At 71.6% G+C, this 12,192-nt stretch carries 7 protein-coding genes; 5 read left to right on the plus strand and 2 right to left on the minus strand.

Annotated elements, in window-relative coordinates:
• Nucleotides 1-10 precede the first annotated feature (10 nt).
• On the plus strand, nt 11-1,210 hold the full coding sequence (locus tag ACFWGZ_RS21150; protein ID WP_382453258.1) for an MFS transporter: 1,200 nt from the start codon (nt 11-13) through the stop codon (nt 1,208-1,210).
• 16 nt (nt 1,211-1,226) lie between these two features.
• On the opposite strand, the gene rpmB is transcribed toward ACFWGZ_RS21150, so the two are convergent.
• Complete coding sequence (gene rpmB / locus ACFWGZ_RS21155) at nt 1,227-1,418, minus strand: 50S ribosomal protein L28 (protein ID WP_030467945.1); 192 nt, start codon at nt 1,416-1,418, stop codon at nt 1,227-1,229.
• A gap of 148 nt (nt 1,419-1,566) precedes the next feature.
• Between rpmB and ACFWGZ_RS21160 the strand changes: the two genes are divergently transcribed.
• The gene (locus tag ACFWGZ_RS21160) at nt 1,567-3,180 is read left to right on the plus strand and encodes a DAK2 domain-containing protein (RefSeq protein ID WP_382453259.1); all 1,614 of its coding nucleotides are present in this window, start codon (nt 1,567-1,569) and stop codon (nt 3,178-3,180) included.
• 14 nt (nt 3,181-3,194) lie between these two features.
• Nucleotides 3,195-5,351 (plus strand): ATP-dependent DNA helicase RecG, encoded by a 2,157-nt coding sequence (gene recG / locus ACFWGZ_RS21165; RefSeq protein ID WP_382453260.1) that lies wholly within the window; start codon nt 3,195-3,197, stop codon nt 5,349-5,351.
• A 218-nt stretch (nt 5,352-5,569) separates the two neighbouring features.
• On the opposite strand, the gene ACFWGZ_RS21170 is transcribed toward recG, so the two are convergent.
• Nucleotides 5,570-6,859: a hypothetical protein gene (locus ACFWGZ_RS21170; RefSeq protein WP_382453261.1), complete on the minus strand. Its 1,290-nt coding sequence runs from the start codon at nt 6,857-6,859 to the stop codon at nt 5,570-5,572.
• A 317-nt stretch (nt 6,860-7,176) separates the two neighbouring features.
• Between ACFWGZ_RS21170 and ACFWGZ_RS21175 the strand changes: the two genes are divergently transcribed.
• Nucleotides 7,177-10,554, plus strand: coding sequence for a pyruvate carboxylase (locus tag ACFWGZ_RS21175; protein ID WP_382453262.1), 3,378 nt, complete (start codon nt 7,177-7,179; stop codon nt 10,552-10,554).
• A gap of 128 nt (nt 10,555-10,682) precedes the next feature.
• Complete coding sequence (locus tag ACFWGZ_RS21180; protein ID WP_382453263.1) at nt 10,683-11,756, plus strand: MBL fold metallo-hydrolase; 1,074 nt, start codon at nt 10,683-10,685, stop codon at nt 11,754-11,756.
• Nucleotides 11,757-12,192: the final 436 nt, after the last annotated feature.

Here is a 12,192-nt window from a genome sequence, read left to right on the forward strand (position 1 = left end):
GGTCTGGCGTTTGACGGCACGACGTGATCTGACGCTGACGGCCGCGGGTGCGGCCGTCAGCGAGTTCGGCAACGCCCTGTCGTTGCTGGTGCTGCTCTTCTGGGCGACGCCGATCAGCTCGCTGCTGGTCGCCGCCCTCCTGATCGCCCAGCTGCTGCCGTTCGTCCTCGGCGCCCCGCTCGCCGGAGCCCTGGTCGACAGGCTGCCCAACCGCCGCCTGCTGATCGTCGCGCTGCTGTTCCAGGGCGTCGCGATCGCGGCCATCGCGCCGCTCATGGGCCACCCCGCGTTCGTCGTGGCGCTGGTGCTGCTGTCCGGCTGCGGCCGGGCCGTCGCCCAGCCGTGCATTTCCGCCCTGGTGCCGCACATCGCGGGCGAAGAAGAGGCGACGCGCGGGTACGCGTGGCTCAGCACCGGGCGCAGCCTCGGCAGCATGGCGGGAGTCACCGGCGGCGCGGTGCTCGCCGGGATCTTCGGCCACCCCGTCGCGTTGCTCGTCGACGGCGGCACGTTCCTCGCCTACGCGGCGCTGCTGGCCTTCGTGCGCACGGAACGCCGGCCGTCCGGCACGGGTGAGGTGCGTCCCAGTGCGCTCGCGGGCGTCCGGCACGTGCGGCGCGACCCCGTGCTGTTCGCGGCCGTCATCGGGCTGGCGTTCTGCGTCGGGGCGGTCGTGGTGATCAACGTGGCCGACCCCGCGTTCGTCCGGTACGTGCTGCACGGCGACGAGTTCGTGCTCGGCGCCGTGCAGGCCTGCTGGATGACGGGGATCCTCGTCGGCAACCGGCTCGCCGCGCGGCTCGGGACCATTTCCGCGGTGGCGTACGCGATCGCGGTCGCCGCCATCACCACGGGCATCGGGGTGCTGGTACCGGCGACGTTGCCGTTCGTCGTGCCCGCGGGCATCGGCTGGGTCGTCGGCGGCGTCTCGAACGGCGTCCACAACGTGGCCCTGAACGCCGTCGTCCGGATGCGCACGCCGGAGGAGATGCGCGGGCGGGCGTTCGCCGCCGTCGGGTCCGCGGTGATCGGGGCGAACCTGCTCGGCACGGCCGCCGCGGGCGGGCTGCTGCTGGTCGTGGCTCCCCGGACGGTGTTCGCGCTCGGCGGCGCCGGGTCCGTGCTCGCGGGCGTCGTGTGCCTGGCGTTCGTGCACAGGGCCCTGAAACGCGAAGAGAGCCCGGCCGGAGCCGGACTCTCATCGCACTAACCGAGCTGTGGCGTTATCAGCCGCGCACGACCTTGCCGGCCTTGAGGCACGAGGTGCACACGTTGATGCGCTGGCGCTGCGAGGCCGAGACCTTCGCGCGCACAGACTGGATGTTCGGGTTCCAGCGGCGGTTCGTCTTCCGCTGGGAGTGCGAAACCGAATGGCCGAAGCCCGGCCCCTTGCCACAGACGTCGCACACGGCAGCCACGTCAGCCACTCCTTCAGGTTCCTCAAGCGGTATGTCTCGCGTCCCGGTGGGCGCGCAAGCGTGCACAAGCCTCAACCGGGCACGGCAACCCAGTCAGGGTAGCCGGTGGCCTCACCAGCGACCAAACCGGGTGGATACTCTCGCCGCCATGCAGGTCATGGATGCGGTCGCGGTGCGCAGGTGGGCGGACGCCTGCGTGCGGTCGCTGGACGCCCACCGGGCGTCGATCGACCAGATCAACGTCTTCCCCGTCCCGGACGGCGACACGGGGACCAACCTGCTGCACACCATGCAGTCGGCCCTGGACGCGTTGCTGCGCTCACCGATGTCGACGGTCGGGGACGCGCTGTCGGCGCTCGCCCGCGGCGCGCTCGCGGGAGCCCGCGGCAACTCGGGCGTGATCCTGTCGCAGGTGCTCAGAGGCCTCGCGGAGACCGTGCAGGAGGTCTCGCTGGTCACCGGTTCCGCGCTGCGCAGCGGCCTGCACCGGGCCGACGAACTGGCCACCGCGGCGGTCTCCAAGCCCGTTCCCGGCACCGTGCTGTCGGTGCTGCACGCCGCCTCCGAGGCGGCGCGCGACTGCGGGTCCGACGAGCTCGACGACGTGGTGATGGCGGCGTCGCGCGCGGGTGCGGTGGCGCTGGCGGACACGCCCCGGCAGCTCGCCGTGCTGGCCAAGGCCGGGGTCGTCGACGCCGGCGGGCGCGGGCTCGTTGTGTTGTTGGACACACTGGCTGCGGTGATCACCGGCCAGGCCGTGGAGACGCCGGTGGACGCGCCGCAACTGCTGCCGCGCACGCCCGAGTCGCTGACGACCGAGCGCGAGGGCGGCTCGCCGGAGTTCGAGTACGAGGTCATGTACCTGGTCGACGAGACCTCCGAGGAGGCCGTCGGCGAGCTGCGCGCGGCGTTGAACCTGCTGGGCGACTGCGTGTCGGTGGTGGGCGACGGCGCGTCGTTGTGGACGGTGCACGTGCACTGCAACGACATCGGCGCGGCCGTCGAGGCGGGGGTGCGCGCCGGGCGACCGCACCGCATCACGGTGGCGCGGTTCGCCGACCAGATCGCCGCGCAGGCGTCGCGGTTCGTGCGCGACCGGGCGATCGTCGTGGTCGTGAGCGGTGCCGTGGACCTGTTCCGCGCGGAAGGCGCCACGGTGTTCGACCTCGCCACCTCTTCGGCGACGCCCACGGACCTGTTGTCCGCCATCGTGTCGACGCGCGCGCGGCACGTCGCCGTGCTGCCCGGCGATCCCGACATCCGCGAGGTGCTTGAGGAAGCCGTGGCGTACGCACAGGCCGCAGGGCAGGACGTGGTGGTGGTGCCGACGCTGTCGCCCGTGCAGGCCCTCGCGGCGTTGGCGGTGCACGACTCGTCCAGGCGCGCCGGTGACGACGTTGTCGCGATGGCCGAGGCCGCCGCCGCCACCCGTCGCGGCGAGGTCTCGCTCGCGGCCGACGAGGCGATCACGTGGGTGGGCCGCTGCCAGCCCGGCGACCTGCTGGGCATGCTGGACGGCGAGGTCGTGCTGATCGAGCCCGGTCCGGCGTCGGCCGAGTCGGTGCTGGACCTGGCGTGCCGGCTGGTCGACCGCATGCTCGCGGGCGGCGGCGAGCTGGTGACCGTGATCCTGGGGGCCGGGAGCCCGGGGGAGCTGGTCGGCGTGCTCGAGGACCACCTGCGCGTCACCCATCCGGAGGTCGAGGTGACGGCGTATCCGGGCGGACAGCCCGACGCCCTGATTTTTGTCGGTGTCGAGTAGTTGAATAGGTCGCGATGATCTCCTTCGACGACAAGCTGCAGCCGTTGCTCGGCAAGAAGACCGCCGACGCACTGGAGACCGGCCTCGGCCTCACGACGGTCGGCGACCTGCTGCGCCACTACCCGCGCCGGTACGACGAGCGCGGGAAGCTGACCGACATCAGGTCGCTGGAAATCGACGAGCACGTGACGGTGCAGGCCGAGGTCCGCAAGTGCCAGAAGCGCCAGATGAAGGCGCGCCGCGGCCAGATGACCGAGGCCGTGATCACCGACGGCACCTCCGAGCTGCACCTGGTGTTCTTCGGCAAGGTCGCGTTCGTCGCCGAGCAGGAGCTGCTGCCGGGCACGCGCGCCCTGTTCGCCGGCAAGGTCGGCCGCTACCGGCAGAACCTGCAGCTGGTGCACCCGGCGTTCGAGATCCTCACGCCCGAGCAGGACGGCTCGTCGTTCCTGCAGGCGTTCCTGCCCGTCTACCCGGCGTCGCAGCACATCAACACGTGGAACATCGCCAACTGCGTCAAGCAGCTGCTGGAGATCTGGGACGGCCCCGGCGAGGACCCGCTGCCCGCCGACTTCCGCGAGGAGCAGGGCCTGATCGGCCTGGAGGACGCGCTGCGGTCGATCCACCGGCCGGACAGCTGGGCGCAGATCGCCGTGGCGCAGCAGCGGCTGAAGTGGGACGAGGCCCTGGCCGTCCAGCTCACGCTGGCCCAGCGCCGCAAGGCCTCCACGGCCCGGCCGGCGCCTTCGTGCGCGCGCAGGTCCGGCGGGATCCTCGACGCGTTCGACGCGCGGCTGCCGTTCGAGCTCACCAACGGCCAGGTCGAGGTGGGCGAGCAGATCGCCACCGACCTGGAGTCGACGGTGCCGATGAACCGGCTCCTGCAGGGGGAGGTGGGCAGCGGCAAGACCATGGTCGCGTTGCGGGCGATGCTCCAGGCCGTGGACGCGGGCCGGCAGTCGGCGATGCTCGCCCCCACGGAAGTCCTTGCGGCACAACACGCCCGTTCGCTCGCGGAGATGCTCGGCGACCTCGCCCAGGCCGGTCAGCTCGGCGGTGCGGAGGACGCGACCCGCGTGACGCTGCTGACGGGTTCGATGAACACGGCCCAGCGGCGCCAGGCGCTGCTCGACATCGTGACCGGCGAGGCGGGCATCGTCGTCGGCACGCACGCGATCATCCAGGAGAAGGTCGAGTTCCACTCGCTCGGACTGGTGGTCGTCGACGAGCAGCACCGCTTCGGCGTCGAGCAGCGGGCCGCCCTCTCCGCGCGCGGCGAGCGCGAGAACCCGCACGTCCTGGTCATGACCGCGACCCCGATCCCGCGCACGGTCGCGATGACGGTCTACGGCGACCTGGAGGTCTCCGCACTGCGCGAGCTGCCGGGCGGCCGGTCGCCGATCAAGACGTCGGTGGTCCCGGTGCGCGAGAAGCCCGCGTGGCTCGACCGCGCGTTCGCCCGCGTGCGCGAGGAGGTGTCGGCGGGCCACCAGGCGTACTTCGTGTGCCCGCGCATCGGCGACGAGGAGCCCGCGAAGTCCGACGACGAGGACAAGCGCCCGGCCCTGTCCGTGGTCGACGTGGCGAACATGCTCGCCGCGGGCCCGTTGCGCGGTCTGCGCATCGAGATCCTGCACGGCCGCATGCCCCCCGACGAGAAGGACGCGGTGATGCGCGCCTTCGCCGCGAACGAGGTGCACGTCCTCGTCGCCACGACGGTGATCGAGGTGGGCGTCAACGTCCCGAACGCCACGGTCATGGCGATCATGGACGCCGACCGCTTCGGCGTCTCGCAGCTGCACCAGCTGCGCGGCCGCGTGGGCCGCGGCAGCGCGCCGGGCCTGTGCCTGCTGGTCACGGAGATGCCGGAGATGACGGCGACCATGGAGCGCCTGCGCGCCGTCGAGTCCACCCTGGACGGCTTCGAGCTGGCCCAGCTGGACCTGGAGCTGCGCCGCGAGGGCGACGTCCTGGGCGCGGCCCAGTCGGGCCGCCGCTCGGCGCTGAAGATGCTCTCGCTGCTGCGCGACGAGGACGTCATCGCCGATGCGCGGGCGGCCGCCCAGCAGGTCGTGGACGCCGACCCGGACCTGGAGAAGCACCCCGGCCTCGCGGGGATGGTGGCGACGCTGCTGACGGCGGAACGGGCGGACTTCCTGGAGAAGGCCTAGCCCGGGCTGCCCGCGGAGGAGGGACGCCGCCGGCGGGTGCGCGGGTTCCCCGGTGGCCGGTGACCGGTGACCGGCGGGTGGCTCGGCTGGTCACCACCGCAATCCCTCCGAACCGCAATCTCCCTCGAACCGCGATCCCTCCGAACCGCGATCCCCCCGAACGCGGAACGGCGGCGGTCGCCTGAGCGCACCGCCGCCGTTGAAGTGAAGTCCCGGACTCAGTCCCTCTGCCGAGGCTTCGGCAACTGCTCCGTCTTCTGCTCGCCACCGGCACCCGCACCGCCACCGCGCTCGGCGCCGGCACTCGCACCATCACCGGCGGAGGCGGGCTCGTCGTCGTCCTCGCCCGACCCGTCCTCCAGCGGCTTCAGCACCGACATCGCCGCCTCCACCGCGGCCTGCGCCGCGTGGAACTGCGTGGCGAGGTTGTCGTGCGCCGCCCGCAGCGAGGCCTCCTTCTCCGACGCCGCGGCCGCGCGCTGGTCGGACTGGGCCACCGCGGCGGCCGAGCGCTCCTCCGCCTCGCGGACCAGGGCGGACGTGCGCGCCTCGGCCTCGCGCACGGTGGCCGCGGCCTTCTGGTCGGCCGCGGAGACGGTGGCCGCCGCCCTGTCCTCCGCCTCGCGCAGGGTCGTGGCCGCCTTCGTCTCGGCGGCGGCGACCAGGGCGGTGGCGGACGCGGACGCGTCGGCGGTGGTCTTCTCGGCCTTCGCGAGCGACTCGGCCTCGAGCTCGGCCAGCGCCTTCTCGGCGTCGGCCTTGCGGGCGGCCAGTTCGCCGTCGAGCTTGCCGAGCGCGGCGGTGCGCTTGGCCTCGGCGTCGGCGACGATGCCCTCGGCCTCGGAGCGCGCGTCGGCCAGCACCTTCTGGTGCTCGGCGGTCAGCTTCGCCTTGAGGCCGTCGTACTCCTTGTCGAGCTCGTCGTGGTAGGCCTTGTACTTCTGGTCCAGCTCGACGCGGCGGGCGTCCAGGTCGGCCGACTTCTTCTCGAACTCGGCGGCGACCCGCTCGCCCTCGGCGCGCACCTCGGAGACCAGGGCCTGGTGCTCGTGGGTGAGCTTCGCGCGCAGCGCCTCGAACTCGGCCTCGAGCTCGGAGCGGCGGCCGGCGAACTGCTGGTCGAGCTCGGCGTTGCGCTGCTGGTAGGCGACCTCGAGCTGCTTGCGGCGGGCCTCGGTCTCGGCGAGCAGGCGCTGGTGGGCCTCGCGCTGCTCCGCCGCCCACTTCTCGGCCTCGCCGCGGGTGGCGGCGGCCTTGTCGAGGGCGTCCTTGCGGATGTCCGCGATCTCTTCCTCGGCGAGGCTCATCATCACGCGGACGCGTTCGGTGACGTTCGACGCGCTCACGGGACTGTTGGCCAGGTTGTGCAGCTGCGCCTTCGTCTTGTCGAGGTCGGCGCGCATGGAGTTGAGGAGCTTGGAGAGCTCCGCGACCTGTGCCGCAGCGGCGTCGCGGGAGCGGTTCGAGTTCTTGAGGTCGAACTCCAGCCGGGTGACTCTTTCGTTCACCTGTCGCTGGTTGTATCCACGGAGGACAACGTCGAAATGCGGTGTGCGGGCAGTAGGCTGCCCGGCTCCATCAGCCCCGGCCATATGGCTCACCCTACCGATTTGATGACCAAGATCGTCACACGATCCGGTTAAACCCACTACCGGACGGAGCCTGACCGGGTGGTGCCGCTGGACAAAGCTCTCACCACGCGGGAAACCCCGCGAGCAAGACCGATCAGGATGACACCCATCACGTGGGACGGTTCTCCCACCAGGCAAGAGCTGCACGGTAACGTGCCGGAACTGACCGTCGAGTAACTCCGGGAGGGCAACGGATGTTCCGCAAGGTTCTTGTCGCCAACCGCGGCGAGATCGCGATTCGCGCGTTCCGAGCCGCCTACGAACTGGGCGCCGGAACGGTCGCCGTTTTCCCTCACGAGGATCGGAACTCGCTGCACCGCTTGAAGGCGGACGAGTCCTACGAGATCGGTGAGGCGGGACATCCCGTCCGCGCCTACCTCTCCGTGGAAGAGATCATCAAGGCGGCCCGCAAGGCGGGCGCGGACGCGATCTACCCCGGCTACGGCTTCCTGTCGGAGAACCCGGAACTGGCGATGGCGTGCCGCGAGGCCGGTCTCACGTTCATCGGCCCGGTGGCCGAGGTGCTGGAGCTGACCGGCAACAAGGCGCGCGCCATCGCCGCCGCCCGCGAGGCCGGGTTGCCGGTGCTCGAGTCGAGCGCGCCGTCGTCGGACGTCGACGAGCTGCTCGCGGCGTCGGAGTCGATGCGCTTCCCGGTGTTCGTGAAGGCCGTCGCCGGTGGTGGCGGCCGCGGCATGCGCAAGGTCGACGAGCCGGCCGCGCTGCGCGAGGCGCTGGAGGCGGCCTCGCGCGAGGCCGAGTCCGCGTTCGGCGACCCGACGGTGTTCCTCGAGCAGGCCGTGGTCGAGCCGCGCCACATCGAGGTGCAGATCCTCGCCGACGGCCAGGGCAACGTGATCCACCTCTTCGAGCGCGACTGCTCCGTGCAGCGGCGCCACCAGAAGGTCATCGAGATCGCGCCCGCGCCGAACCTCGCGCCCGAGCTGCGCGACCGCATCTGCGCCGACGCGGTGAAGTTCGCGAAGCACATCGGCTACCGCAACGCGGGCACCGTGGAGTTCCTGCTCGACCCGCAGGGCCACTACGTCTTCATCGAGATGAACCCGCGCATCCAGGTCGAGCACACGGTCACCGAGGAGGTGACCGACGTCGACCTGGTGCAGTCGCAGATGCGCATCGCCTCCGGCGAGTCGCTGGAGGACCTGGGCCTGTCCCAGGACACCGTGCAGCTGCGCGGCGCCGCCCTGCAGTGCCGCATCACCACCGAGGACCCGGCCAACGGGTTCCGCCCGGACACCGGCACGATCAGCGCCTACCGCTCGCCGGGCGGGTCCGGCATCCGCCTCGACGGCGGCACGGCAGGCGCCGGCATGGCCATCAGCCCGCACTTCGACTCGATGCTCGTGAAGCTCACGTGCCGCGGCCGCAACTTCGGCCTCGCCGTCGCCCGCGCGCGCCGCGCGATCGCCGAGTTCCGCATCCGCGGCGTGTCCACGAACATCCCGTTCATCCAGGCCGTGCTCGACGACCCGGACTTCTACGAGGGCCGCGTCACCACGTCGTTCATCGAGAAGCGCCCGCACCTGCTGACGGCGCGCCACTCGGCCGACCGCGGCACGCGGCTGCTGACCTACCTCGCGGACGTCACGGTCAACCACCCCAACGGCGAGCGCCCGACGTCGGTCGACCCGCGCGAGAAGCTGCCGGTCGTCGACCTCAACGCCGAACCGCGCGCCGGGTCCAAGCAGAAGCTGGTCGAGCTCGGTCCCGAGGGCTTCGCCCGGTGGCTGCGCGAGAGCAAGGCCGTCGGCGTCACCGACACGACGTTCCGCGACGCCCACCAGTCGCTGCTCGCGACCCGCGTGCGCACCAAGGACCTGCTCGCCGTGGCGCCGCACGTGGCGCGCATGGCGCCCGAGCTGCTGTCCCTGGAGTGCTGGGGCGGCGCGACCTACGACGTGGCGCTGCGGTTCCTCGCGGAGGACCCGTGGGAGCGGCTGGCCGCGCTGCGCGAGTCCGTGCCGAACATCAACCTGCAGATGCTGCTGCGCGGCCGCAACACCGTCGGCTACACGCCGTACCCGGAGGCGGTCACCAAGGCGTTCGTGGAGGAGGCGACGAAGACCGGCATCGACATCTTCCGGATCTTCGACGCCCTCAACGACGTCGAGCAGATGCGCCCGGCGATCGAGGCCGTGCGCGAGACCGGGACGGCGGTCGCCGAGGTCGCGCTCTGCTACACGAGCGACCTGTCCAACCCGGACGAGCGCCTTTACACGCTCGACTACTACCTCAAGCTGGCCGAGCAGATCGTCGGCGCCGGCGCGCACGTGCTGTGCGTGAAGGACATGGCGGGCCTGCTGCGGGCACCGGCCGCGTCGCGCCTGATCACGGCGCTGCGCAAGGAGTTCGACCTCCCGGTCCACCTGCACACCCACGACACCGCGGGCGGCCAGCTGGCCACCTACCTCGCGGCGATCCAGGCGGGTGTGGACGCGATCGACGGCGCCACCGCGTCGATGGCGGGCACGACGTCGCAGCCGCCGCTGTCGTCGATCGTGGCGCTGACCGACCACACCGAGCACTCCACCGGTCTCGACCTGCAGAACGTGTGCGACCTGGAGCCGTACTGGGAGGCCGTGCGCAAGATCTACGCGCCGTTCGAGTCCGGCATCCCCGGCCCGACCGGCCGCGTCTACCACCACGAGATCCCCGGTGGCCAGCTCTCGAACCTGCGCACCCAGGCCGTGGCCCTGGGCCTGGGCGACAAGTTCGAGGAGATCGAGTCGATGTACGCGGCCGCCGACCGCATGCTCGGCCACCTCGTGAAGGTGACGCCGTCGTCCAAGGTCGTCGGCGACCTCGCGCTGCACCTCGTCGGCGCGGGCGTCGCGCCGAAGGAGTTCGAGCAGAACCCCGGCAAGTTCGACATCCCGGCGTCGGTCATCGGCTTCCTGCACGGCGAGCTGGGCGACCCGCCCGGCGGCTGGCCGGAGCCGTTCCGCAGCAAGGCCCTGGAGGGGCGTCCGGCCCCGAAGCGGGTCGAGGAGCTCTCCGCCGAGGACGAGGCGGGGCTGGCCGACGACCGCAGGGCGACGTTGAACAGGCTGCTGTTCCCGGCGCCCACCAAGGAGTTCCGCGCCCACCGCGACGCCTACGGCGACACGTCGGTGTTGCGCTCCAAGGACTTCTTCTACGGCCTGCGCCCCGGCGAGGAGTACTCCGTCGACCTGGAGCCGGGTGTGCGGCTCCTGATCGGACTGGAGGCGATCTCCGAGGCCGACGCGCGCGGCATCCGCACCGTCATGGCGACCCTGAACGGCCAGCTGCGCCCGATCCAGGTGCGCGACCGGTCGGTGGCGGCGGACGTCCCGGCGGCGGAGAAGGCCGACCGGGGCAACCCGAACCACGTCGCGGCGCCGTTCGCCGGCGTGGTGACGGCGTCGGTGGAGGAGGGCGGCCGCGTCGAGGCGGGGCAGACCGTCGCGACGATCGAGGCCATGAAGATGGAGGCCGCGATCACCGCGCCGAAGGCGGGCGTCGTCCAGCGGCTCGCGGTGCGCGGGGCCCAGCAGGTCGAGGGCGGAGATCTCCTGATCGTCCTGGAGTGACGGTTCGGCAGTGAGGTGAACGGGGTCCGGCATTTCCTGCCGGGCCCCGTTTCGCGCTGCGGGGCACGAGGAACTCCACGACGATTCCGTGCGTTGCACCGAGCACGGGGTCAGGGAGAGGGAAAAAGATGAAGAAGGCGTTGGCCGGCCTGCTCGGACTGGCGGGCGTGGCGTGGGCCGTGAAGGACGTGCCGCGGCAGCTGGGAGGCAAGCCGGACCCGGTCAGGATGGCGCGCTCGCCGCAGTACCGCGACGGGAAGTTCCGCAACGAGAAGGAAGTCAGCTCGGTCCCCGACCGCGACGCGATCTCCTGGCGGGAGTTCGCCTTCGGCGGCGAGGACCGCAAGCCGTCCGTCGCGGTGCCGCTGGTCGGGCCCGCCGCACCGGTCTCGTCCGGACTGCACATCACCTGGTACGGGCACGCGTCCGCGTTGGTCGAGATCGACGGCGCCGCGGTGCTGGTCGATCCCGTGTGGAGCGAGCGCGTGTCGCCTTCCGCACTCGTGGGACCGAAACGATTGCACCCCGTTCCGCATGAATTGTCGGATTTGCCGCGACTCAGCGCCGTGGTCATTTCCCACGACCACTACGACCACCTCGACATGGCGACCGTGCAAACGCTGACGGCGTCCACTTCGGCCGTGTTCGTGGTGCCGATGGGAATCGCGGCGCACCTCGAACGCTGGGACGTGCCGGCCGCGCGGATCGTCGAGCTGGACTGGGACGAGTCGTTCGAGGTCGACGGGTTCGCGCTCACCTGCACCGCCGCGCAGCACTTCTCGGGCCGCTCGATCCAGCGCAACGTGACGCTGTGGGCGTCGTGGGTGATCAAGCGCGGCGACCGCGCCGTGTTCTACAGCGGCGACACCGGCTACTTCGCCGGGTACCGGCAGATCGGCGAGGAGCACGGTCCGTTCGACGCGGTGCTCATGCAGGTCGGTGCCTACAACGACGCCTGGCGGGACATCCACATGACGCCCGAGGACGGCGTCCGCGCGTTCGACGACCTCGGCGGCGGCCTGCTGATCCCGGTGCACTGGGCGACGTTCAACCTGGCCCTGCACCCGTGGGGCGAGCCGATCGACCGGGTGTGGCGCGAGGTCAAGGCCCGCGGGATGAAGCTCGCCGTGCCCCGGCCGGGGGAGCGGGTCGACGTGGACGCCCCCGGCGACGTCGACGGCTGGTGGCAGGCGCTCGCCTGAGCTCGGCGTTCCGGTGCTGGGTTCGGTGCTGGGTGTGGATGCTGAGTTTTGTCGGACCCCCTGAGTAAGGTCGGGTTGATCAGGGGGTCCATGTTGTGGGGGTACCCCTGCGGTCGCCTGCTTTGGCCGCTTTGGTGGGGTGGCGCGTCGGGTGGGTGGGTCGTCCCCCTGGTTCGTTGGCGGGTTCCTGTTCGTTGTTCGTGCGTGGTTGGCGTGCGAGTGGCCGTGCCTGGTGCGTGCGTGGTGTCGGGGGCGCTGCCCCCATGCCCCCGACACTCCCAAAGGAGCCGGGTCCAGCGCCGCGCGTGGGTTGATGGCACGCCTGTTGCTTTGGGCGGCTTGCTGTTGCGCGGGTGGTTGCGGTGCGGTGGCGGCTCCCTCGTCCAGCGGTCCAGAGCGGGCCACACCCGTGGGGTCAGGTCAAGTCGACGAAGAG

The sequence above is a fragment of the Lentzea sp. NPDC060358 genome, assembly GCF_042725365.1.
Classification (GTDB): domain Bacteria; phylum Actinomycetota; class Actinomycetes; order Mycobacteriales; family Pseudonocardiaceae; genus Lentzea.